Source organism: Micromonospora alfalfae (assembly GCF_022230925.1).
GTDB lineage: Bacteria > Actinomycetota > Actinomycetes > Mycobacteriales > Micromonosporaceae > Micromonospora > Micromonospora alfalfae.
This window is the reverse complement of the sequence record NZ_JAKKFH010000019.1, coordinates 75,334-99,243: the sequence shown is the minus strand read 5'-3', so window position 1 is coordinate 99,243 and position 23,910 is coordinate 75,334. Positions and strand designations below refer to the sequence as shown.

Sequence of the window (23,910 nt, the reverse complement as noted above, 5' to 3'; positions counted from 1 at the left end):
GGCGGCACTAGGCTCGTTGCGGAGGTGCCAACATGAAGCTCGGGCTGCACTACTGGAACTACTCGACTCCGGCCGACCCGGCCGCGATCGCACCGACCCTGGCGCAGACGGCGACAGTCGCCGAGCAGGCCGGCGTCGCGTCGTTCACGGTGATGGACCACTTCTTCCAGATGGACGCGGTGTTCGCGGCCGAGGAGCCGATGCTGGAGGCGTACACCACGCTGGGCTACGTCGCGGCCATGACGCAACGGATGACGCTGGGCGTGCTGGTCACCGGCGTGATGTACCGCTACCCGGGGTTGCTCGCCAAGACCGTGACGACCCTCGACGTGCTCTCCGGCGGCCGGGCCCGCCTCGGCATCGGCGCCTCCTGGTACGAGCGGGAGCAGCTCGGGCTGGGCGTGCCGGTCGTCCCGGTGGCCGAGCGGTTCGAGCGGTTGGAGGAGACGCTGCGCATCTGCCTTCAGATGTGGAGTGCCGACGACGGCCCGTTCAACGGGCAGCACTACCAGCTCGCCGAGACCATCAACTCGCCGCAGCCGTTGAGCCGCCCGCGCCCGCCGATCATGATCGGTGGTGGCGGCGAGAAGAAGACCCTGCTGCTGGTGGCCCGGTACGCCGACGCCTGCAACCTGTTCGGCCGCGGCGGCATCGACGACATCGCGCGCAAGCTGGATGTGCTGCGCGGGCACTGCGCCGCCGAGGGCCGTGACTACGACACCATCGAGAAGACCGTGGTCGCCGCCCAGGCGCCGCTGGACGACACCGACGCGTTCCTCGCCGAGGTGTCCGAGTACGCAGCGCTCGGCGTGCGCGAGGTGCAGGTGACGCCGGATCGGGACCCTGTCGAGTTCGCCCGGCGGCTCGGCGACGAGGTGCTGCCCCGGTTGGCCGACATCGGCTGATTCCACAGCGCCAGGACACTGACCAGGGCCGTCCTCCCGGTGGTGCGGAGGACGGCCCTCGTCTGTGCCTGGGTCAGGCGACCGCGGCGGGGAACCGTTCCCAGACCCGGTGTGCGGCCATCAACTGCTGCACGGCGGTCAGCGCCTCGGCGCCCGAGCCCGCCGCCACGACGCCCGGGGTGCCGGCGACGCCGACCTGCTCCAGCACTGTGACGCCGGAGCCCCAGGCGCCGATCGCCTTGGCGTGCCGCCAGCACTCCTCGACGAGAAGCAGCACGCGGGGGTCCACGGTGGTTGGGGCCGGCGTGCCCGCCTTGGCGTCGCGGGCGGGCAGGGCATCCGGTGCGGGTGCCGGCGCGCCGGCCAGGAGGACCGCGTCGAACTCGACCGACCGGCCGGTGGCGAAGGTGCGCTGCACCGGCAGGTCGCCGACCATGCCGCCGTGCGGGGCGATCAGCAGCGGCACCATCCCGGCGTCGAACACGGCCCTGCGGACCTCGTCGACGCCGTCCAGGTCGCCGTCGGGGTCGACGACGATCCCGACCATCCGGCCGTCACTCGGCCACTCCCGACCGACCTGCGACAGCGCCGGGCTGGGCGTGACGTCGGGAAGCGGCACTGTCGGCTGGGGCGCGGGCAGGCCCAGGCCGGTGGCGACCTGTTCGCACAGCACCGGGTCGATGTTGGCGAGGCTCTGCAGCTGACGCTCCTTGATCGCCTGGTGGTAGCACTTGCCCAGCTCGAAGGTGTACGCCCTGATGATGTGTTCCTTCTCGACCGGCGACATGCTCAGCCAGAACAGGCGGACCTGGCTGTAGTGGTCGTCGAACGAGGCAGGGTTCGCGCGTACCTTCGGTGCCTGCGCCACGGTTACCGGCACGTCGACGAAGGCGTGCTCGGCGTCCCCGGCGGGGAACGGGTTGCCGCCGTCGAGCGAGTTCGGTCGGTACGGTGCGACGCCTGCGTGCACGGCGTGCTGGTGGAAGCCGTCACGCAGCATGTCGTTCACCGCGGCGTGCGGGCGGTTGATCGGGATCTGCGTGAAGTTGGGCCCGCCCAGCCGGGTGAGCTGGGTGTCGAGGTACGAGAAGAGCCGGCCCTGCAACAGCGGGTCGTTGGTGACGTCGATGCCCGGGGGCAGGTGACCGAGGTGGAAGGCGACCTGTTCGGTCTCGGCGAAGAAGTTCGTCGGCGTCCGGTTGAGCACCAGCTTCCCGATGGGCTGCACCTCGGCCAGCTCCTCCGGCACGATCTTCGTCGGGTCCAGCAGGTCGATGTCGGCGAAGGTCTCCTCGGGAGTGTCCGGGAAGACCTGGATGCCCAGCTCCCACTCGGGATACGCGCCGGCCTCGATGGCGTCGTAGAGGTCGCGTCGGTGGAAGTCCGGGTCGATGCCGCCGATCAGCTGCGCCTCCTCCCAGGTCAGCGAGTGCACGCCCAGCTTCGGCTTCCAGTGGAACTTTGCCAGCACCGTCTCCCCGGCCTCGTTGACGAGGCGGAAGGTGTGCACGCCGAAGCCCTCCATCGTCCGGTACGAACGCGGAATGCCCCGGTCGGACATGTTCCAGATGGTGTGGTGCTGCGCCTCGGTGTGCAGAGACACGAAGTCCCAGAAGGTGTCGTGGGCGCTCTGCGCCTGCGGGATCTCCCGGTCGGGGTGCGGCTTGCCGGCGTGGATGATGTCCGGGAACTTGATCGCGTCCTGGATGAAGAAGACCGGGATGTTGTTGCCGACCAGGTCGAAGGTGCCCTCGTCGGTGTAGAACTTCGTGGCGAAGCCACGGGTGTCGCGGACCGTGTCGGCCGAACCCCGCGAACCGAGCACCGTGGAGAACCTGACGAAGACGTCGGTCTCGCGCCCCTTCTTGAGGAACCCGGCCCTGGTGACCGCCTCGGCGGTGCCGTACGCGGTGAACACACCGTGCGCGCCGGCGCCCCGGGCGTGCACCACGCGCTCCGGAATGCGTTCGTGGTCGAAGTGCATGATCTTTTCGCGTAGGTGGTGATCCTGAAGGAGCACCGGGCCGCGCGGGCCGGCCTTGAGCGAGTGGTCGGTGTCGCGCAGCCGCGCGCCGTTCGCGGTCGTGAGGTAGGCCCCCTGCTGACCGTTGGCGATCGTCGGCGCGCCGGTCTCCGCGCCGGTTGGCGTGCGCGTCTGCGGTGCCCCCTGTTCGGGCTTCGGCGGTAGCGGGTCGTGCGGCGTCGTCGGCTCCTCGAGCGGCGGTGGCGCGCTCCCCGGCGCACCGGGGACATCCGGGGTGAGGGCGTCGACGATCTTTCCTGAGGCGGTCTTCACGACGTTCTTGACCGCCTCGGCGGGCTTGCTGGAATCCACTGAATGAACCTCTCGATGGCGCGTGTGCGGGCCGGCGTCTGCCCTGCTACCCCAGGTCAGAGGGTCGAAACACCATTCATCTCGGCATCCCGCGCCGGGACTGGTGATTTCGCCGATGCCGAGATCGGCCAAGCAGCTAAAACTGACACACGTCGATATCCCTCGACTTTAGGGAGTGCCCGACGTGTCCTCACCAACCACCACCCGTCCCCGTTCCGTCGCAGCCCGTGCCACCCGGTTCGCGTTGGCCGCCGTCCTGGCCGCCAGCGGCGTACTGGCCGGATCCTCCGGTGCCGCCCAGGCCGCCGGCCCGTACGAGCGGGGCCCCGCCCCGACCACCGCGATCCTGGAGGCCAGCCGCGGCCCGTTCGCGACGGCCTCGCAGAGCGTGTCCTCGCTGAGCGTCACCGGCTTCGGCGGCGGCGTCATCTACTACCCGACCAGCACCAGCGAGGGCACCTTCGGCGCCATCGCCATCTCGCCCGGTTACACAGCCGCCTGGTCCAGCATCAGCTGGCTCGGACCGCGCATCGCCTCGCACGGGTTCGTGGTGATCGGCATCGAGACCAACACCCGACTGGACCAGCCGGCCAGCCGGGGCCGGCAGTTGCTCGCCGCCCTGGACTACCTCACCCAGCGCAGTTCGGTGCGGACCCGGATCGACAGCAGTCGACTCGCCGTGGCCGGCCACTCCATGGGTGGCGGGGGCAGCCTGGAGGCGGCATCGTCGCGGCCGTCGTTGCAGGCCGCTGTGCCGCTGGCACCGTGGAACACCGACAAGAGCTGGTCCGAGCTGCGGGTGCCCACCCTGATCGTCGGTGGGGAGAGCGACAGCGTCGCGCCCGTCGCGACGCACTCGGTGCCGTTCTACAACAGCATCCCGGCCTCCGCCGAGAAGGCGTACCTGGAGTTGAACGGGGCGAGCCACTTCTTCCCGCAGACCACGAACACGCCGACCGCGCGGCAGATGGTGGCCTGGTTGAAGCGCTTCGTCGACGACGACACCCGTTACGAGCAGTTCCTCTGCCCCGGCCCGAGCGGCTCGCAGATCCAGGAGTACCGCAACACCTGTCCCAGCGCCTGACGGCGGTCACGGGGCGGTCGCCGCTGGCGGCCGCCCCGTCCACGTGCGCGAAGGGGCATTGAAGGTCTTGACGCCAAACCCGAGAAACGTACACTGCGAGTGTAAATAAACACCCGCCACGGCAGAGGGATGGGTGATGGAGCGCGGCCTCGAACTGCACCACATCGGCGTCCGTTTCGGCGGCCTCACCGCCCTCGACGACGTGTCAGTGCGGGTGCCACCCAACCGGGTGGTGGGCGTCATCGGGCCCAACGGCGCCGGCAAGACCACGCTGTTCAACGTGATCTGCGGCTTCGTCGCACCGGAGACGGGCTCACTCACCCTCGACGGCCGGCCGCTGCGGCCACGGCCGCACCGGCTGACCCGGCTCGGCATCGCCCGGACCCTCCAGGGCACCGGACTCTTCGCCGGGCTCAGCGTGCTGGAGAACGTGATGACCGGCGCTTCGCACACCGCCCGTGCCGGCTTCGTCCCGGCGCTGCTCGGGCTGCCGGCCAGCGACCGCGACGAGCGCCGGCTGCGCGGGGACGCCCTCGCCATCCTCGACGAGCTGGGCATCGCCGAGCACGCCGGGGCCGCGCCGACCACACTGCCCTTCGCCGTACGCCAGCGGGTCGCCCTGGCCCGCGCGCTCGCCGCGCGGCCCCGGCTGCTCCTGCTCGACGAGCCGGCCGGTGGCCTCGGAGCGGACGACATCGCCGAGCTGGCGGAGCTGGTCCGGCAACTGCCCCGGCGGGACACCGCCCCCTGCGCCGTGCTCCTGGTCGAACACCACATGGACCTGGTGATGGCCGTCTGTGACGAACTCGTGGTGCTCGACTTCGGCCGGGTCATCGCCGCCGGCACCCCGGACGAGATCCGCGACGACCCCGCGGTCACCGACGCGTACCTCGGTGTCACAGTCGAGGAGGCATCCCCATGACCGCGACCGACCTGCTCGTCGTGCGGGGGCTGGTCGCCGGTTACGGTGCCGCGCCCGTGTTGCGGGCCATCGACCTCACCGTCCCGGCCGGCACCATCGCCGCTGTCGTCGGCGCGAACGGCGCCGGCAAGACCACTCTGCTGCGCGCGCTCTCCGGCATGATCCGCCCGGCCGCCGGCCAGGTCCTGCTGGCCGGGGAAGACCTTCGCGGTACGCCGGTGGAGCAGCTCGTCCGACGCGGCATGGCGCACGTGCCGGAGGGTCGTGGCGTGATCAGCGAGCTGACCGTCGACGAGAACCTGCGGCTGGGCGGGCTGTGGCGACGCGACCGGGCCGACGCCGGGCGGGCCCTCGACGAGGTCTACCAGCTCTTCGAGCCGCTGGCCCGACGCCGCCGGCACCTCGGTCACCAGCTCTCCGGCGGCGAGCGGCAGATGCTCGCGCTCGGTCGGGCCCTGGTCGGCCGACCCCGTCTGCTGCTGCTGGACGAGCCGTCGCTCGGCCTTGCGCCACGGGTGGTCGCCCGGACCATGGCCCTGCTCCGCCAACTGCGCGACCGCACCGGGCTGACCGTCCTGCTGGTCGAGCAGAACGTGCGCAGCGCGCTCGCCGTCGCCGACCAGGGCGTCGTGATGTCCCTCGGTCGGGTGGTGATCGCCGCCCCGGCGGTGCAGCTACGCGACGACGTCGACCTGCGCCACGCGTACCTCGGTTTCTGACCACCACCTCGTCCCCCGGAGGGAGGACTGTTGGACCGCTTCGTGTTCCTCACCGTCGACGGCCTGTCCCGGGGCGCGGTGTACGCCGCGTTCGCGTTGGCCCTGGTGCTCATCTGGCGGGCGGCGCGGGTCGTCAACTTCGCCCAGGGAGCGATGGCCGTCGCCGCCGCGTACGTCGCCTACACGGTCAGCACCGCTACCGGTTCCTACTGGCTGGGTTTCGTGGTCGCGATCGTCGCCGGCCTGCTGCTCGGCGCGCTGGTGGACCGCGTGGTGATGCGGCACGTCGATCACGCCTCACCGCTCAACCCGGTGATCGTCGCGCTCGGGCTGGTGCTGCTGATCCAGGCCGTACTGGGCATGGTGTACGGCAGCGAGTTCCGCCCGGCCGAGGCCCCGTTCAGCCGGTCCGCCCTCACCGTGGGTGGGGTCGCCGTGCTGTCCCCGTACGACCTGTTCGTCTTCGCCACGATCGGCGTGGTGGTCAGTGGCCTGGCCTGGATGTTCGCCCGTACCCCGGTGGGGTTGCGGATGCGCGCGGCGGCCTTCGCTCCGGAGGTCTCCCGGCTGCTCGGGGTCAACGTCGGTGGGATGCTGACCCTCGGCTGGGCGCTCGCCTCCGGGGTGGGCGCGCTGGCCGCCATGCTGGTCCTGCCGACCGAGTTGGGCCTGCACCCGCACGCGATGGACCTGGTGTTCGTCTCGGCGTTCACCGCGGCGGTGGTCGGCGGGCTGGACAGTCCACCGGGGGCGGTGGTCGGTGGGCTGGTGGTGGGGCTGCTGCTCTCCTACGTCAGCGGTTACGCCGGCAGTGACCTCACTCCGCTCGCGGTGCTGGTCCTGCTGCTGGCGGTGCTGCTGGTCCGGCCCGGTGGGCTGTTCGCCCCGGTCGCGGCGAGGCGGGTGTGAGCGCCACGAGGGCGGCACTGCCGCCGAGAGAGCAGCTGGACGACCGGGGCGGCCGACCGGTCGACCGGCGACGCGGCTCCACACTGCTGCGCCACCTGGCTGTGGTGCTGGCCGCCGGGTTGCTGTTGGTGGCGGTCAGCTACTCCGTCGAGCCGTTCCGCAACTTCCAGCTCGCCACTGTGGCCGCCTACCTCTGCGCGACGGCTGGGCTGACCGTCCTCACCGGGCTCAACGGTCAACTGTCGCTCGGGCACGGCGCGTTGATGGCCACCGGGGCGTACACGGTGGCGCTCTGTCAGACCGCGTTCGCCGACCGGGGGATGACCGGCGGCTGGCTGTTGCCGCTGTCGTTGGGTGCGGCGATCGTCTGCACGGTCGCGGTCGGCGCGGTGGTCGGTGTGGCCGCGGCCCGGCTGCGCGGCCCCTACCTGGCCGGGGTCACCCTCGCGGTGGCCGTGGTGGTGCCGGCGCTGGCGGTCACCTTCGACGGCGTGTTCAACGGCGAGCAGGGGCTGTCGGTGCCGGTGGAGCCGCCGCCGTTGTCGCTCGGCCCGTACTTCCCGTACGAACGGTGGCAGCTCTGGGTCACCGGCGCGGCCACCCTGCTCGCGTTGCTGCTGTTGGCGAACCTGATCCGCAGCCGGTACGGGCGTACCTTCCGGGCGGTCCGCGACGACGAGGTGGCGGCCCGCCTGGCCGGCATCCACGTGGCCCGCACCCAGGTCCTCGCGTTCGTGGTCAGCGCCGCCACCGCCGGGCTCGGCGGTGCGCTCCTGGCGGTGCTCGCGCAGAGCGTCTCGCCCGGCGCGTTCTCGCTGACCCTGTCGCTGTTCCTGCTGATGGCAGTGGTGATCGGTGGCCTGGGTCGACTGACCGGCGCGTTGTGGGGAGCTGTCCTGCTGGTCGCCCTGCCCGATCTGACCCACTCGGTGACCGAGATGCTCACGCTCTCGCCCGCGGTGGCGCAGCGGCTGGAGGGCAACCTTCCCCTGGCGATCTTCGGGCTCACCCTGATCGTCGTCATGATCGCCGCCCCCGGCGGTGTGCAGGGTCTGCTGTCGCGTCTCGGCCGGGCGTTGCTGGCCAGGCGGCCGACCCGGCGTTCCTGAGCTGTCCTCGGTCCGGCCTCGGCCGGGCGCCCCACCACCACACCGTTCCCCGACAACCGGACCGAGAAAGGTCGGTGTTTCCCATGCACCGTAAAGCGCATCGCGGCCTCGCGATCGCCAGCACCCTTGCCCTGCTCATCACCGCAGCCGGCTGTAGCGGCGACGACGGACCCGGCTCCGGCGGGGCGTCGGTGCCGGGTGTCACCGCCACCGAGATCCTCGTCGGCACCCACATGCCGCTGACCGGGCCGGCCTCGGCCGGCTACTCGAAGATCGCCCCGGCGACGAAGGCGTACTTCGACTACGTCAACGCCAACGGCGGAGTGCACGGCCGCAAGATCACCTACAAGATCATGGACGACGGCTACAACCCGGCGAACACCCAGCAGGTGGTCCGTCAGCTCGTCCTCCAGGACAAGGTCTTCGCCGTCCTCAACGGCCTGGGTACGCCGACGCACACCGGTGTGCTCGACTTCCTCAAGAGCAACCGGGTGCCAGACCTGTTCGTCGCCTCCGGCAGCCGCAGCTGGGACCAGCCGGACAAGTATCCGGGCACGTTCGGGTTCAACCCGGACTACACGGTCGAAGGCAAGATCCTCGCCAACTACGCGAAGCGGGACCTGGCCGGGCAGAAGGTCTGCTTCCTCGGTCAGGACGACGACTTCGGGCGGGACAGCCTGGCCGGCGTGGAGAAGGTGCTCGGCGCCACGGCCGTGGCGGTCAAGCAGACGTACGTCACCAGCAACACCAACGTGGCGCCGCAGATCGGCGCGTTCAAGGCGGCCGGTTGCCAGGTCGTCGTGCTGGCCACAGTGCCCGGCTTCACCGCGCTCTCCATCGGCACCGCGGCGCGGCTGGGCTTCAAGCCGCAGTGGCTGGTCTCCAACGTCGGCGCCGACCACCCGACACTGGCCAAGCAGCTCGGCGCCGCCGCGCCGCTGTTGGAGGGCATGGTCGGCACCAACTACCTGCCGATGCAGAACGACACAGCGAACCCGTGGATCCAGCTCTTCACGAAGGTCAACAAGGAGCACAACGGCGACGCGCCGTTCGACGGCAACACCGTCTACGGCATGTCGGTCGGCTACCTCTTCGTGCAGGTGCTGCTCGCCGCCGGCAAGGACCTGAGCCGGGAGAAGGTGCTGGAGGCAGTGCAGAAGGGCGGCTTCCAGGGCCCCGGGCTGGTGCCGCTGCGCTTCTCCGCGAAGGACCACTCCGGGTACGGCGGCCAGCGGTTGAGCCGGGTGAGTGGGGGAGTGCAGAGCTACTTCGGGCCGGCGTACGAGACGGACGAGGCGGACGGGTCGGTCAACGAGTACACCGCCACCCCGGCCGCGCCGCCGGCGAACGGGGTGCCGACCGTCTCCTGAGGCCCCGCAGCCCCGACGTCCGACCGGGCGTGGTCCCGCCCGACCACGCCCGGTCGGACGACTGCGCGCGTGCTGTCGGCTCGGCCTGCCGACCGGTCGCCGGAGGCGTTGACCGATACCGATCGACGCTCCTACTATCTGCACCGTGAATGCATATTCGGACCGACTCGCGGGCCGGGTCGCCATCGTCACCGGCGCCAGTCGGGGGATCGGTCTGGCCATCGCCCAACGCCTCGTCGCCGAGGGCGCGCGGGTGGGTCTGACCGCCCGCCGCCCGGAAGGGCTGGCCGAGGCGGTCGCCACCCTGGGCGGTCCGGCGCACGCCCTTGCGGTGCCGGGCCGGGCCGACGATCCCGAGCACCGGGCCGCCGCGGTGCGCCAGGTGAGCGCGGCGTTCGGCCCGGTGGATCTGCTGGTCAACAACACCGGCATCAACCCGGTGCACGGCCCGCTGGTCGAGCTGGACCTGGCTGCGGCCCGCAAGATCCTCGACGTGAACGTGGTCGCCGCGCTCGGCTGGGTGCAGGAGGTCTGCGCCGCCGGCATGACCGAGCGCGGCGGCTGCGTCGTCAACGTCTCGTCGATCGCCGGGCTGGGCCCGTCCCCCGGCATCGCCTGCTACGGGGTCAGCAAGGCTGCGCTCAACCACCTCACCGCCAGTCTCGCCGTGGAGCTGGGGCCGATGGTCCGGGTCAACGCGGTCGCCCCCGGCGTGGTGAAGACCCGCTTCGCCGCCGCCCTCTACGACGGGCGGGAGGCCGAGGTCGCCGCGCGGTACCCGCTCGGACGCCTCGGTCTGCCATCGGACGTGGCCGGCGCTGTCGCCTTCCTGGCCTCCGACGACGCCAGTTGGATCACCGGGCAGACCATCGTCTGCGACGGTGGCGTCTCGCTGACCGGCCGGGCCGGATGACGACGTCGGCGGAGCGTCCGGAGCCGCTGATCAACGGCTGTCTAGACTCGGCGGTGCGTCGGGGGACGCCATGGCGGTGAGGGGGCGAGGGCGGATGGACGGGGTCGATGTGGCGGGCCGGGTCGACGGGCGCACCGCCCGCGCCGAGCGGACCCGCGCGGCCATCGTCGAGGCGCACCTCGCGCTCATCTCCGAGGGTGACCTCCGCCCGACCGGGGAACGCATCGCGGAGCGGGCCGGGATCTCGTTGCGCACCCTCTGGACCAACTTCAAGGACATGGAAACCCTCTTCGAGGCCAGCGGCGCGGAGGTGCTCCGTCAGCAGGACGCCGCCTACCGGCCGATCTCGACCGGGCTGCCGTTGGCGAAGCGGGTCGACGCGTACTGCCGGCAGCGGGCCCGGCTGCTCCAGCTCATCGCGCCGTCGGCGCGGGCCGCCCAGATGCGTGAGCCGGTCTCCGAGCAGCTGCACCGCAACAAACTCAAGCACATCGAACGGGTCCGCGACGAGGTCGAGGAGCTCTTCGCCGTCGAGCTGGCCGAGGCCGGGCCGGGCCGGGAGCAGTTGCTCAACGCCCTGGTGGCGGCGAGCACGTGGCAGGCCTGGTCGATGCTGCGCTACGGGCTCGATCTCGGCGTGGACCAGGCCCGCGCGGTGATGTCCCGGACCGTGGGCGCCCTGCTGGCCGAGGTCGCGCCCGACTGATTCCGGCCCGGCCCGATATCGCCCCCTCTTTCCATTCGGTTTCCGATGGGTAACACTGGCAAGCATGGTTACTGCATCAAGAGTGCAACTAACCGTGCTGCGTGGCCGGGACGACGAGTGCCGGGCTGTCCGGAGCCTGCTCGACGGCATGACCAACGCCGGCGGTGCCCTGCTGTTGCGCGGAGAGCCCGGATCGGGCCGGACTGCGCTGATCGGCTACGCCCACCGGCACGCCGAGGGTGGCTGCACCGTGCTGGCCGGCAGCGGGCTCGCCGAGGAGGCCGCACTGCCGTACGCCGGCCTGCAACGTCTTGTCGACCCGGTGCTCGACCGGGCCGCCGCGCTCCCCGGTGAGCAGCGCCAACTGCTGCGGCGCGCGCTGGCTGGGGAGAGCTGCCCGGCCGACCGGCGGTTGACCCTGTCGATGGCGGTGCTCGGGCTGCTCGCCGCCGCCGCCCGGGACCGGCCGCTGCTCGCCACCATGGACGACATCGACCGGGGTGACCCGCAGACCGCGCAGGTGCTGGCGTTCGTGGCCCGCCGACTGCGGCACCTGCCGCTCGCCGTCCTGCTCACCGCGGACGTCACCGCCAACCTCGACGGGATACCGGCGCACCGGCTGCGCGCGCTGAGCGAGCACGAGAGCCGCGCCGTCCTCACCGATCGACTCGATCGGCTGACCGAACGCGAGGGCGTCAACCGGCTCCCCGACCGGCCAGCCACGTCGGCCCTGACCGCCTTGGCCGCGATCGGCGGCGGCAACCCGCAGGCCCTTGTGGACCTCGCCGAGGTGCTCACCGCGGGGCAGTGGCGGGGCGAGGAGTCACTGCCCGCCGCGCCACCGGCGGACGGAGCGCTGGGTCGCGCGTACCGTGCCCGGCTGGACCGGCTGCCCCCGGAGACCCGGCGGGTGCTGTTGCTCGCCGCGCTCGATGAGGACGGCGAGCCGGGCACCCTGATCCGGGCCACGGCAGCCGCCGGCGCCGAGGTCGAGGCGCTCGCCCCGGCGGAGGTCGCCGGCCTGGTCCGCGTCGAGCAGCGCGGCGTCACGTTTCCGCAGCCGCTGGTGCGCACGATGATCGCGGCCAGCGCGCCGATCGCGGAGCGTCGCGCGGCGCACCGACTGCTCGCCGAGGTGCTGGTCGCGGACGGGCAGCGGCTCCGCCGGGCGATGCACCTCGCCGCCGCGACCGCCGGTGCCGATCCGGCCCTCGCCGCCGAGCTGGAACAGGCGGCGGTCGGCGGACCCGACGGCTGGGTCGCCGCCTCGGTGGCCCTGCGGTGGGCCGCCGAGCTGAGCGACCAGCCGAGGCTGACCGCCACCCGCCTGCTGACCGCAGCCCGGTACGCCTGGGCCGGGGGACAACCCGACGAGGCCCGGCTGCTGCTCGACCGCCTCCGCGCGGTCTGCGTCGACCCGGTCGTTCGAGGCCGCGCCGATCTGCTCCGCGGCGAGCTGGAGCTGCGCTGCGGCACCGCGATGAGTGCGTCGGCCACGCTGCTGGCCTCCGCCGCGGCGGTAAACGGCACCGACCGTGCCCTGGCGTTGACCGGGCTGGTGCGGGCCGGGGAGGCGGTCTGCTTCACCGGCGACCAGTACCGGTACGCCGAGATCGGCCGGCGGGCGCTGGCGTTGCGGCGACCGGACGACCCACCGGCCATCGAGGTCATGGGCTGTCTGGTCGCCGGGGTGGCGGCGACCCTGCGGGGCGACCACGAGCGAGCCGGGCCCGCGCTGCGCCGCGCCGTGGTGTTGGGCGACCGGCTGACCGGTTGGGCGTTGACCCCCACCGCGCTCAGCTGCGCCGCGGCGGCCGGACTGCTGGTGGCAGTGGACGGCGCGGCCCACCGGCTCGCCGAACGCGCCGTCGAGCTGGCCCGGGAACGGGGTGAGTTGTCCATGCTGCCGCGGGCGTTGGAGCTGCGGGCGGTCGCCGAGTACTGGCTGGGTCGGCACGAGGCGGCGGCGGAGACCTCCCGCGACGGGCTGCGCGTGGCTCGGGCCACCGGGCAGGTCAACTGCGCCAACGTCCATCTGGGCATGCTCGCCGTCCTCGCCGCGATCCGGGCCGATCGGGAGACCAGCCTGCGGCGGATCCGCGAGATCGGCGAGTCGCCGACGCCGGGCAGCCGCCCGCATGCGCTCGCCGCGTGGGCCCTGGCGGTGCTCGACCTGGTTGACGGCCGGCACGCCGAGGCGGCGGAGCGGCTGGCGTCGCTGGCTCGGCTCGGCACGCGCCGAGGCCAGGTCCTCGTGCAGGTGATGGCCACCCCGTACCTGGTGGAGGCGGCGGCGCACCTGGCGCACCGGCCGGCGGCGACGGCCGCGCTCGCCGCGTTCGACAGGTGGGCCAGCAGCACCGCGAGCCCGTTGCGCCGGGCCCTGTCCGCGCGGTGTCACGCACTGCTCGCTCCTCGGGGCGGCCCCGAGGCGGAACGGGACTTCCAGGCGGCGCTGCGTCTGCACCCGACCGAGGCCGGCACCTTCGAGCGGGCCCGCACCGAACTGCTCTTCGGTCAGGAGCTGCGCCGCAGTCGACGCCCTCGCGACGCGCGGACGCACCTGCACCAGGCCCGCGAGATGTTCAGCCTGCTCGGGGTGGAGTGCTGGGCCGAGCAGGCCACCACGGAGCTGCGGGCGGCCGGGGAGTCGATCGGTCCGCCGGACCTGCCCGCGGCGCGGTTGTTGACCGGCCAGCAACTGCGGATCGCCGAGTTGGTCGCCGAGGGCGCCACCAACCGGGAGATCGCCGCCCGGATGTTCCTCTCCACCCGCACCGTCGATCACCACCTGCGCAACGTGTTCCACCGGCTGGGCATCCGTTCGCGGACCGAACTGGCCCGCGCGTTCACCGCCGAACGGCACGTCGGTCTGGCCTCCGACCGGTGAACGTCCGGTCTGGACGCGTTTAACTATCACCGCTAGTTTGAGCGTCATGGACCTCACCCTCTCCGCCGAGCAGGCGGCGGTCCGCCAGCTGGCCGCCGAGTTCGCCGACCGCGAGCTGCTGCCGCACGCGGCCGTCTGGGACCGCCGCGAATCGGTCGACCCCGCCATCGTCGGCATGCTCGGTGACCTGGGCTTCCTCGGGCTGACCATCGCCGAGACCGACGGCGGTTCCGGCGGCGACCACCTCGCGTACTGCCTGGTCCTGGAAGAGTTGGGCCGGGGCGACTCGGCGGTGCGCGGCATCGTCTCGGTCTCCCTCGGCCTGGTCGCCAAGTCGATCGCCGCGCACGGGAGCGCGGAACAGCGGGCCGAGTGGTTGCCGAAGCTCTGCGCCGGCAGCGCACTCGGCTGCTTCGCGCTGACCGAGCCGGACAGCGGCTCGGACGCGGCCGCACTGCGCACCCGCGCGATCCGCGACGGCACCGACTGGCTGCTCACCGGCACCAAGATGTTCATCACCAACGGCACCACCGCCGACGTCGCGCTGGTCTTCGCCCGCACCGGCGGCCCCGGGCACCGCGGAATCACCGCGTTCCTGGTGCCCACCGACAGCCCGGGGCTGACCCGGCGGGAGATCCACGGCAAGCTCGGCCTACGCGGTCAGGCCACCGGCGAGCTGGGCTTCGACGAGGTGCGCGTGCCGGACACGGCCCGCCTCGGTGCCGAGGGCGCCGGGTTCCGGCTGGCCCTGGCCACCCTCGCCAAGGGGCGGATGTCGGTGGCCGCCGGCTGTGTCGGCATCGCCCAGGGTTGCCTCGACGCGGCAGTCGGTTACGCCGGGCAGCGCACCCAGTTCGGCAAGCCGATCGCCGCACACCAGCTCGTCCAACAACTGCTCGCCGCCATCGCGGTCGACACGGCCGCCGCCCGGCTGCTGGTGTGGCAGGTGGCCGACCTGATCGACCGCGACCAGCCGTTCGCCACCGAGGCGTCGACGGCCAAGCTCTTCGCCAGTGAGGCCGCCGTCCGCGCGGCCAACAACGCGGTCCAGGTCTTCGGCGGGTACGGCTACATCGACGAGTATCCGGTCGGCAAGTATCTGCGCGACGCCAGGGTGGCAACGCTCTACGAGGGCACCAGTCAAATTCAGCAACTCCTCATCGGACGCGCGCTCACCGGCGTCAACGCCTTCTAACAGCTGTAGGGAGATCCGGCATGAGAGTCTTCACCTCCGTCGAGGAGTTGGCCGCCGCGACCGGCGAGAGCCTCGGGCCCGGTCCGTGGCAGCGCATCGAGCAGAGCCGCGTCGACCTCTTCGCCGACGCCACGGACGACCACCAGTGGATCCATCTCGACCCGGTCCGAGCCGCGGCGGGGCCGTTCGGCGGGACGATCGCCCACGGGTACCTCACCCTGTCGCTGCTGCCAGCCCTGGCGGGCGGGCTCTACCGGGTCGAGGGGGTGGCGATGGGTGTCAACTACGGGCTGAACCGGGTGCGCTTCCCCGCGCCACTGCGGGTCGGCGCCGCCGTACGCGCCACCGCCACCATCGTCGACGTGTCGCCGGTGAGCGGCGGTGTGCAGCTGGTCGTGACGGTCACAGTGGAGAGCGACAGTGGCGGCAAGCCCGTCTGCGTGGCCGAAACCGTGAGCCGGCTCTACCGCGCCGTGGAGCAGTGACCGACGAGTTCGGCGAGGGTCGCGAGGTGCTCGGTGCTGCGTCCTACCCGGCCTCCTGAGCACCTCCGCAGGCTGAGGGGCGGCGACGGGATCCCGTCGCCGCCCCATCGCTGCGCGTCCTAGCAGTCGACGCGGAGCGAGCTGGCCCTGTTCCTTGCGCTCGTCGCCAGATTGACGTTCTTGCTGTTATTCCAGATCGATTGCAGCGGTGTCCCCGTTCCGCTGGCATTGTCGAAGAGGCGCATCGTGCCTCCGCCGCGGTTCCGTACCGACTCGATGTTGTTGTTCATGCCGGACGGCATAGCCAGGTTGGGCTCACAGCGGGCCAGGATGTACATGGTTCCCGTCGCGTTGAGGCCGGTCCACAGGCAGGCGTAGCCGGCCGGACAGTCGCCCCAGGCCTGGGTTCCGAAGTCGACCGCGGTCAAGCCGCTGCTCGTCGCGGTCTGCGGCCGGGCGTCGGCGGACGCTGCGGACGCCGGAGAGCCCGCCAGCGGCACGAGCAGGCCGACGGCGACCGCGAGGGCCGCGAATCGGTGCCGCACCGAAAGTCGGGGTCGCGACAGACCGTTTTCAGCTGCCGTAGGGGTGATATTCATGTCTACCTTTCCTGGACTGCTGACGCTTCAACAATTGACGTTGCCTCGGTAGCGAACTCGTAATCGAATACCCCCTCTTCCATTCGGGGATTGCGTGACACCCCCCGTACCCAGGGCGGCCATCAGTGCTGTGGGTAACAACGCCGATGCCGTTTCTGGCGTGCATCACACACCCCCTCCAGTTCTCCTTGGTGTCGTCGATCGACTCGAGTCGTCGAACGTGGCCGTACGCCTGGTTGCGCGGTGGCTGCTATCCGACACTCGTCGATCGGCGTTCACGGAACTAGATATAGTCGCCAATGGATTGTTTGCCAATAATGTCGCCAGGCTGACAAACAACTCTGTGACGGGGGACAACGTGGGAAGACCTGAGCGGCCGCTCGACCCGGAGGCAGGCGAGCTGGAGCGGTTCGCACTCGACCTGCGTCAGCTGCGGACAAAGGCGGGTTCGCCGACCTACCGTCAACTGGCCAGACGCGCGCACTTCTCGGTGACCACCCTGGCGAAGGCGGCCAGCGGAGAGACCGTGCCAAGCCTTCAGGTGACACTGGCGTACGTGGCCGCCTGTGACGGCGATCCAGCCGAATGGACCGAACGGTGGCACAGCCTGATCGCGAGCATGACGTCCGCCGAGACGGTGGGGGCCAGCCGCGGGCCGTACTGGGGAATGGCAGCGTTTCAGCCGGAAGACTCAGAATGGTTCTTCGGACGTGAGCGCATGGTGGCCCAGCTCTGTGAAATGCTCACCCGCCTCCGGTTCGTCGCGGTTTTCGCCCCGTCTGGTGCGGGCAAGTCGTCCCTACTGCGAGCGGGCCTGATAGCGGCTGTGGTCGATAATCCGGTGAAGGGTCTGCCGACCTGGGCCACACTGCTGATGACGCCCGGCGAACATCCCATCGAAGAGCTCGCGTTCCAGCTCGCCAATGAGCAGGACCTGGCTCGTGACACGGTCCAACGCCAACTGACCGATGATCCGGCCAGCATTCGCGAAACGATCGAGCAGATTCGTGATGCCCGCTCATCGGTCGCGAACATGCTCATCGTGGTGGACCAGTTCGAGGAGCTCTTCACGCTCTGCCGGGACGAGGAGGAGCGATCGGGCTTCATTGCCGCGCTGCTCGCCGCAGCGGAGATCCCCAGGGTTCGCGTGGTGCTGGGAGTGCGGGCCGATTTCTATGGTCGGTGTGCCGCCTATCCGGCCCTGGTGGCCGCTCTCCACGAGCACCAGCTGTTGATCGGCCCGATGGACGATGAGGATCTGCGTCGGACGATCACCGGCCCCGCCGAGCGCGCCGGGTTGCTCGTCGATCCGGCACTGGTGGAGATGGCAGTGGCAGACGTCGGCGGTCAGACGAGCGCGCTGCCGCTGCTGTCCCACGCGCTGTTGGAGACGTCGCGCCTGCGGCAGGGTAAACGGATCACACTGGCCCACTACCGCGAGTCAGGCGGCGTGAACGGCGCCATCACGCGTACCGCCGAGGGGGTGTACGCGCAGTTCGACGAAGGGCGGCGAGGGCTGGCACGGGACATCTTCCTGCGCCTGACCGCCCTCGGTGACGGCACCGAGGACACCCGACGCCGGGCGCCCCTCGCCGAGTTGGTGGGTGGGTCGGACCCGTTGGCCGCGGCTGAGGTGCTGGGCAGGTTGACGGCCGCGCGGTTGGTCACGGCCGATGAGAAGGGCGTCATGGTGGCCCACGAGGCCCTGATCCAGGAGTGGCCCCGGCTGCGTCGCTGGCTGACCGAAGATCGGGAGCTGCTGCGCTCCCATCGCAGGCTGACGGGGGCTGCCGCCGAGTGGGATCGGCATGACCGTGTGGACGGATTCCTGTATCGGGGGGTCCAGTTGGCGCTCTGGGGAACGCACCAGGTGATGGACCTCAGTGACCTGGAACGGGACTTTCTGGAGACCAGCCGTGCCCGAGAGAGCCGGCGCCGGGCAGCCCGACGGCGGCGGACCAGCGTGGCGTTGACCGCGCTCGCGGCGACCGTTGTCGTCGTGAGCGTCCTCGCCGCAGTGGCACTGGTGCAGGCGAACAGGGCGGCCGCCGAACGAGACCTCGCTGTTTCCCGGCAGCTGACGGTCGAGGCCAACAACCAACTGCAGATCGATCCACAGCAGGCGCAGCGCCTCGCCCAACGCGCTCTGACCACACGCCCGACCGTCGGCGCGGAGATGGTGCTGCGCCAGGCCGCCGCCGATGACCGACTGCAGGCGATTGTGCCGATGAGCGGCAAGAAGGCATTGGGGGTGGCGTTCAGTCCGGACGGAGGGCGGGTGGCGGCCACCGGGACCGACGGCGAGGTGCGGGTGTGGACCTGGGCCGGGCACGGCGTCTCCGGCCCGGGCCTGGCTCTCACCGGCGGACCCGAGGGACAGGTCTGGAGCCCGATGTTCAGCCCGGACGGGAAGCGACTGGTCACCGCCGGGTCGGACGGCACCGTCCGGATCTGGCAGGTCGATGGAACCACCGGTGCCATCGTTTTACGCGGGCACGAGGGCCCGGTCTGGGGAGCGGCCTTCAGCCCCGACGGACGGTTGGTCGCCAGTGCTGGCGAGGACACCACCGTTCGGGTCTGGGATGCCCGCGGCGGCTACCCACCGGTGGTGCTGCGTGGGCACAGGAAGGTGGCGGTCGGTGTGGCCTTCAGCCCTGACGGGCGCCAGTTGGCCAGCAGCGGCCACGACGCGACGGTGCGACTCTGGGACCTGGCCACGCGATCCACCAGAACGATTCTCACCGGGCCACGCGAGGCCACCAGGACACTGGTGTTCAGCCAGGACGGCACCCGCCTGGCCTGCTCCAGCGCCGACGGTACGGCCTGGGTGTGGCCGCTGACCGGGCCGGAGGCCCCGGTGGTGCTGCGCGGGCATGAGGGCACTGTGGAAGGGCTCGCGCTGAGCCCGGACGAGCAGTGGGTCGCGACCACCAGTGACGATCTGACCGTACGGATCTGGAACGTCAACGGCGCTGGCGACCCGTTGGTGCTGCGCGGCCACACCAACCGGGTCTGGGCGTTGGCGTTCAGCAGGGATGGATCCCGGTTGGTGAGCGCCGCCGATGATGGCACGTTACGGATCTGGGACCCGGGCAGCGATCGTCTGATCCTGCGGGGCCACAAGAAGGCCACCTGGTCCGCCGCGTTCACCCCGGACGGGCAGCGGGTGGTCAGCGGCGGCGAGGACGGCACGGTGCGGGTCTGGGAGCTGGCCGCACCCGCCGAGCCTCGGGTGCTCGGCAGCCACGACGGCGACGTCTACGGTCTCACTGTGAGTTCGGACGGGACGAGTGTGGCCACCGGCGGCCGCGACGGCAGCGTACGGGTCTGGGACCTCGCCGGCAGACACGATCCGGTGGTGCTCCGGGGGCACGAGAAGCAGGCGTGGACCGCTGACTTCAGCCCTGATGGCCGCCGGCTGGCCAGCGTCAGCAACGACCGGAGCCTGCGAATCTGGGACCTCAGCGGTCAGAGTGCCCCGGTAGTCCATCGGGTCGCCGAGGAGATCCGGTACGCCGCCTTCAGCCCGGACGGCACGAAGGTCGCCACAGCCGGCGCGGAGGGCACCCTACGGATCTGGGACGCTCTCCGCACTGCCGAACCACTACTACTTCCCGGTCACGAGGGACTGGTGTGGGCCGTGGCGTTCAGCCCGGACGGACAACGGGTCGCCAGTGCCGGCTTCGACGGCACCGTGCAGATCCACTCCGTCGCGGGCGGCAGCGCGCCGATCGTGTTGCGAGGGCACGAGGGTCCCGTCTGGCACGTGTCGTTCAGCCCGGATGGGCAATGGGTGCTCAGCTCTGGAAAGGACGGCACCGCTCGGCTGTGGCGCGCTTCGGAGGCCGCGCAGTCAGTGACCTTCGGGGGATTCGGCGCCTCCGTGGAGACCGTCGACTTCAGCCCGGACGGCGAGCGGCTCGTCTCGACGCATGACGACGGCACCGTACGCGTCTGGCCCTGCCGTGCGTGTGTTCCGGTCCAGAACCTGATGTAGCCGTGAGGGCCACCGTTCACGGCGTTGACGCGGGGTCTCGCCGACCAGCGGGTGCCGGGGGCGGTGCCGGGCCGCCGGGCCCGGCACCGCGAGGGCCGGTGTCAGGCGACCGCGCAGGCGGTGCCGTTGAGGGTGAACGCGGCCGGCCGGCCGGTGCCACCCGTGTGGGTCGCCTGGAAGCCGATGTCGACCGAGGTGTTGGGCGCGATCGTCGCGTTGTAGGAGACATTGCGGGCGGTCACCGCTCCGCTGGACGGGGAGTAGGTGGCGTTCCATCCGCTGGTGATGGCCTGCCCACCGGGCAGGGTGAACGCCAGGGTCCAACCGTTGACCGGCGTGCTGCTCGTGTTGGTCACCGAGACCGACGCGGTGAGACCGCTGTTCCAGGCGTTGACCGTGTACGTCACGCGGCAGTCGCCGGACGGCGGGGGAGTGGTCGGCGGGGGCGTGGTGGGCGGGGGAGTGGTGGGCGGGGGAGTGGTCGGAGGTGTGTCGCCCCCGATGCTGCCGGGCACGGTACGGAGAGCGTCGTACCAGGCGGCGGCCATCTTGCGGTAGCCAGTGGCGTTAGGGTGCACCCCGTCGGCCAGATCGCTGAGCGTCAGGGCGCGGTACATGTCGACCAGGTGTACGCGTTTTCCGGCGGCGGCCCGGCTCTGCACGATCCCGGGGATCGCGGCGTTGTAGCCCCGGACCTGGTTGTCAGCGCCGGACTTCGGGATGATCGTCGCGACGAACACGTCAGCGTTCGGGGCGGTGTTGGTGATCCGGTCGACGAGCGTGGCCAGCCGCGACGGAGCCCCGGACGTGTCGCCGTACATGTCGTTGGTGCCGATGTGCAGCAGCACGGTCCGCGGGTTCGTGGCCCGCAGCCAGTTCACCACGTTGGCGTCGATCTGGGCGATCGTCCAGCCGGAGTGGCCCTGGTGGTCGTGGTCGCCGAGGCTGGCTGGCCCGTTGAACTGGGAGCCGACGAAGTCGATCCGGTAACCACCGGACGTGAACCGCTGCCACAACTCGATCCGGTAACCGCCGGGGACGTTGAATCCGTCGGTGATCGAGTCGCCCAGTGGCATCACGCGTATGCCGCCGTTGGACTCCGCGCTGGCGGGAGTCGTCGCGACCGGCACGGCGGCGATGATGGCGGCGACGGCGGCCAGGGCCGTCCACCACCGGCGGGCCCGCCGGGGTCTCGACGTCCGTGCGCTGGCGGTCGGTGCGAGGGGGACGGGTTGAACGAGGGCTGGACTGCGCATGGGACTTCCTCTGGTGGGGGTGCGCGACGTCAGCGGCCACCGGGAGACGGTTGCCGCCACGAACGCGGTACGCGGAGGTGGGGTGCTCGGCACGACCAGGAGCCCGGACGTCTGCACTGGTGGTCGTGGCGGTTCGGGGTGGGCACCGGTCGTCGAGGGTCTGGCGCGACGGACCGATGAGCCGTGGCGGAAGTGTGCCCTGCACCTCGCCTGACGCACCATAGCGTGTTATCGCTAACACCGGCAATGCATCGGCGTTCAACGATGCCTGGGCTGCTACTCCCGGCCTGGATGGAGCACGGAACGCAGCCAGCGAAGCTGACGCCGGACGTGCACGGCCTCGCCGCCCTCATGGCCGTTGAACGGGTAGACGTGCATCTCCCGCTCGGGCGGGACCGGCCTCCCGTTCGCGGCGCCGTAGTGGTTGTAGGCGGCGAAGGCGGTTCGCGGCGGGCAGACCGTGTCGCGTTGGCCCACCCCGAAGTGCGCCGGAGCCGTCGCCCGACGCGCGAAGCTCACCCCGTCGACATAGGACAACGTGCGCCACACCGTCTGCTCGGCCTCCCGGTGCACAGCGAGGTACCGGGCGATCTCTCCGTACGGCGCGAGGTCGGTGAGCGCGACGGCCCGGCGCATGTCGCACAGGAACGGGGCGGTGGTCAGCACCGCGCTGAGATCCTCGACGAGACCCGCCACCGCCAGGGCGATGCCGCCGCCCTGGCTGTTGCCGACCACAGTGACCCGGTCACCGTCGACCCCCGGCAGCGCGCGGACCGCCTCGACAGCCCGCACCGCGTCGGTGATCAGACGGCGGTAGTGGTAGTCGCGCGGATCGAGGATCCCCCAGGTGGCCGGCCAGGGTCCGCCGGGCGCGCCGTGCGGGTCGGGGGTGTCCCCGGCGCCGTGCTGCCCCGCCTGGCCCCGGTTGTCCATCAGCAGGTGCGCGTACCCGGCCACCGCCCAGGTCGGCCGCTCGTGGGGCAGGCCGCGCCCGCGTCCGTAGCCGGCGTACTCGACCACGGCCGGCAGCGCCTCTCGAACCCCGGCCGGGCGCGTGTACCAGGCGCGGACCGGGTCACCGCCGAAGCCGGCGAACGAGACGTCCCAGGAGTCGAGCAGCCGCAGGTCGGTGGGTTCGGAGCGGACGTCGACGAGCACCGGTACGGCGGCTGCCTCGGCGAGCGTGTCCCGCCAGAACTCGTCGAAGTCGTCGGGTTCGGCGACCTCGGGTGCGTACCGCTGGAGCTCGTCGAAGGTGGAGGCGGAGTGGGGCACGGGTCCTCGCAGGGGCCGGGGTCAGTGCGGGTGGGCGGGGGGCGCGGTGCTCTCCCGGACGACCAGCTCGGTCACCAGGTCGATCCGGCTGGTAGCCGGCTCGTTTCCCCTGGTCAGGTCCAGCAACATCTGGGTGGCGATGCCGGCCATGTCGCGCAACGGCTGGTTGATCGTGGTGAGCGCCGGGTCGGTCCAGGCCGAGACCGGCAGGTTGTCGTACCCGATCACCGAGAGGTCCTCGGGCACTCGCAGGCCGCACTGACGGGCGGCCCGGAGCACTCCCATGGCCTGGATGTCCGACCCGGCGAAGATCGCCGTGGGTCGGTCCGGCCGCTGGAGTAGTTGCAGCCCGTGGGCGTGCCCGGCTCCGGCGGAGAAACTGCCGTAGCGGATCAGCTCGCGGTCGACCACTATCCCGGCTTCGTCGTGGGCCGACTGGAAGCCGGCGGCGCGGGCTCGGCTGCACAGCACGTCGGGTGGCCCGGAGATGATGGCGATCCGTCGGTGCCCCAGCTCCAGCAGGTGCCGGGCGGCGAGCAGGCCACCGTTCCAGTTGTTCGACCCGACGGTCGGCACGGAGGCCGAGGTGGCACTGTCGGTGTCGACGACGACGAACGGAATGCCCTGCCGGCGCAGGTGCTGTTGTTGGGCCTCGGCCAGGTGGGAGAGGACGAACACCACGCCCAGGGGGCGGTCGGCGAGTAACGCCTCCAACCATCGTGTCGGCGGGCGGTGCGCGCCGTCGAGCTGGGCGATCGACAGCCCGATGCCGGCCGCCGAGGTCACCGCCTCGACGCCCCGCAGGATCTCCATCGCCCAACCCGTGTCGAACTCGTGGAACACGAGGTCCACCCGGCCGCCGCTGGTCGCGTGTCGCCGGGCGCGGCGCTGGTACTGGTGGCGGTCGAGGCTCGCCTCCACCCGGGCTCTGGTGCCGGGGGCGACGTCGCCGCGTCCGTTGAGGACCTTGGACACGGTCGCGACCGAGACGCCGACATCGTTGGCGATGGTCGCGATGGTGGTGGAGGCGGGTGGGTCGAGCGGGCGGTGCTCTGTCATCGCGGCCTCATACAACATCCGAAAGTTTCGGGCGACCTTAACATGATGAGACATTCACGCCAGTGTGTGCGGCAGCCGGACTGCGCATTCACGGACATTGCGCGGCTTGTCGACGACGGAGCGCCGATGATGGGGTCACCGTGTGCAGGAAACACCCTCTGGTAGTCCGATTGAGACTCTTG

General features: G+C 71.3%; 19 protein-coding genes. 14 read left to right on the top strand and 5 right to left on the bottom strand.

The window, feature by feature from the left end; all coding sequences use genetic code 11:
* The first annotated feature begins 32 nt into the window (after nucleotides 1-32).
* The gene (locus MED01_RS16465) at nucleotides 33-905 is read left to right on the top strand and encodes an LLM class F420-dependent oxidoreductase (RefSeq protein ID WP_238669446.1); all 873 of its coding nucleotides are present in this window, start codon (nucleotides 33-35) and stop codon (nucleotides 903-905) included.
* 73 nt (nucleotides 906-978) lie between these two features.
* Here MED01_RS16465 and MED01_RS16460 read toward each other — a convergent pair whose 3' ends face one another.
* Nucleotides 979-3,240, bottom strand: a complete 2,262-nt coding sequence (locus MED01_RS16460) for a catalase (protein ID WP_308193488.1) — start codon at nucleotides 3,238-3,240, stop codon at nucleotides 979-981.
* A gap of 184 nt (nucleotides 3,241-3,424) precedes the next feature.
* On the opposite strand from MED01_RS16460, the gene MED01_RS16455 reads away from it, so the two are divergent.
* The 11 genes from MED01_RS16455 (at nucleotide 3,425) to MED01_RS16395 (ending at nucleotide 15,542) form a co-directional block, all read left to right on the top strand.
* A complete protein-coding gene (locus MED01_RS16455; protein ID WP_238669445.1) occupies nucleotides 3,425-4,324 on the top strand; it encodes an alpha/beta hydrolase family protein in 900 nt (299 codons plus the stop codon).
* 136 nt (nucleotides 4,325-4,460) lie between these two features.
* Nucleotides 4,461-5,246 carry an ABC transporter ATP-binding protein gene (locus MED01_RS16450; protein ID WP_238669444.1) on the top strand — a complete coding sequence of 262 codons (786 nt, stop codon included), beginning with the start codon at nucleotides 4,461-4,463 and terminating at the stop codon, nucleotides 5,244-5,246.
* Nucleotides 5,243-5,965, top strand: coding sequence for an ABC transporter ATP-binding protein (locus MED01_RS16445; RefSeq protein WP_030490741.1), 723 nt, complete (start codon nucleotides 5,243-5,245; stop codon nucleotides 5,963-5,965). The genes MED01_RS16450 and MED01_RS16445 overlap by 4 nt, the downstream gene beginning before the upstream one ends.
* Before the next feature lie 30 nt (nucleotides 5,966-5,995).
* On the top strand, nucleotides 5,996-6,874 hold the full coding sequence (locus MED01_RS16440) for a branched-chain amino acid ABC transporter permease (protein WP_091399163.1): 879 nt from the start codon (nucleotides 5,996-5,998) through the stop codon (nucleotides 6,872-6,874).
* Nucleotides 6,871-7,983 (top strand): branched-chain amino acid ABC transporter permease, encoded by a 1,113-nt coding sequence (locus MED01_RS16435; RefSeq protein WP_238669443.1) that lies wholly within the window; start codon nucleotides 6,871-6,873, stop codon nucleotides 7,981-7,983. Before MED01_RS16440 ends, MED01_RS16435 begins: the two co-directional genes overlap by 4 nt.
* 83 nt (nucleotides 7,984-8,066) lie before the next feature.
* Complete coding sequence (locus MED01_RS16430) at nucleotides 8,067-9,353, top strand: ABC transporter substrate-binding protein (RefSeq protein ID WP_238669442.1); 1,287 nt, start codon at nucleotides 8,067-8,069, stop codon at nucleotides 9,351-9,353.
* Nucleotides 9,354-9,498: 145 nt separating this feature from the next.
* On the top strand, nucleotides 9,499-10,266 hold the full coding sequence (locus MED01_RS16425) for an SDR family oxidoreductase (RefSeq protein ID WP_238669441.1): 768 nt from the start codon (nucleotides 9,499-9,501) through the stop codon (nucleotides 10,264-10,266).
* A 94-nt stretch (nucleotides 10,267-10,360) separates the two neighbouring features.
* A complete protein-coding gene (locus MED01_RS16420) occupies nucleotides 10,361-10,972 on the top strand; it encodes a TetR/AcrR family transcriptional regulator (protein WP_238669440.1) in 612 nt (203 codons plus the stop codon).
* Nucleotides 10,973-11,036: 64 nt separating this feature from the next.
* Nucleotides 11,037-13,862: an AAA family ATPase gene (locus tag MED01_RS35755; RefSeq protein ID WP_274525822.1), complete on the top strand. Its 2,826-nt coding sequence runs from the start codon at nucleotides 11,037-11,039 to the stop codon at nucleotides 13,860-13,862.
* A 46-nt stretch (nucleotides 13,863-13,908) separates the two neighbouring features.
* Nucleotides 13,909-15,057: an acyl-CoA dehydrogenase family protein gene (locus MED01_RS16400; protein WP_238669439.1), complete on the top strand. Its 1,149-nt coding sequence runs from the start codon at nucleotides 13,909-13,911 to the stop codon at nucleotides 15,055-15,057.
* Nucleotides 15,058-15,077: 20 nt separating this feature from the next.
* Nucleotides 15,078-15,542: a MaoC family dehydratase gene (locus MED01_RS16395; protein ID WP_238669438.1), complete on the top strand. Its 465-nt coding sequence runs from the start codon at nucleotides 15,078-15,080 to the stop codon at nucleotides 15,540-15,542.
* 119 nt (nucleotides 15,543-15,661) lie between these two features.
* On the opposite strand, the gene MED01_RS16390 is transcribed toward MED01_RS16395, so the two are convergent.
* Nucleotides 15,662-16,141, bottom strand: coding sequence for a peptidase inhibitor family I36 protein (locus MED01_RS16390; RefSeq protein WP_238669437.1), 480 nt, complete (start codon nucleotides 16,139-16,141; stop codon nucleotides 15,662-15,664).
* Nucleotides 16,142-16,361: 220 nt separating this feature from the next.
* Between MED01_RS16390 and MED01_RS36120 the strand changes: the two genes are divergently transcribed.
* Nucleotides 16,362-20,138 (top strand): nSTAND1 domain-containing NTPase, encoded by a 3,777-nt coding sequence (locus MED01_RS36120; protein WP_238669436.1) that lies wholly within the window; start codon nucleotides 16,362-16,364, stop codon nucleotides 20,136-20,138.
* 101 nt (nucleotides 20,139-20,239) lie between these two features.
* Here MED01_RS36120 and MED01_RS16380 read toward each other — a convergent pair whose 3' ends face one another.
* A complete protein-coding gene (locus tag MED01_RS16380; RefSeq protein WP_238669435.1) occupies nucleotides 20,240-21,394 on the bottom strand; it encodes a cellulose binding domain-containing protein in 1,155 nt (384 codons plus the stop codon).
* On the opposite strand from MED01_RS16380, the gene MED01_RS16375 reads away from it, so the two are divergent.
* The gene (locus MED01_RS16375) at nucleotides 21,393-21,608 is read left to right on the top strand and encodes a hypothetical protein (RefSeq protein ID WP_238669434.1); all 216 of its coding nucleotides are present in this window, start codon (nucleotides 21,393-21,395) and stop codon (nucleotides 21,606-21,608) included. The two genes, MED01_RS16380 and MED01_RS16375, sit on opposite strands and share 2 nt — an antisense overlap.
* 62 nt (nucleotides 21,609-21,670) lie before the next feature.
* Here MED01_RS16375 and MED01_RS16370 read toward each other — a convergent pair whose 3' ends face one another.
* On the bottom strand, nucleotides 21,671-22,669 hold the full coding sequence (locus tag MED01_RS16370) for an acetylxylan esterase (RefSeq protein ID WP_238669433.1): 999 nt from the start codon (nucleotides 22,667-22,669) through the stop codon (nucleotides 21,671-21,673).
* A 21-nt stretch (nucleotides 22,670-22,690) separates the two neighbouring features.
* The gene (locus tag MED01_RS16365) at nucleotides 22,691-23,728 is read right to left on the bottom strand and encodes a LacI family DNA-binding transcriptional regulator (protein WP_238669432.1); all 1,038 of its coding nucleotides are present in this window, start codon (nucleotides 23,726-23,728) and stop codon (nucleotides 22,691-22,693) included.
* Nucleotides 23,729-23,910: the final 182 nt, after the last annotated feature.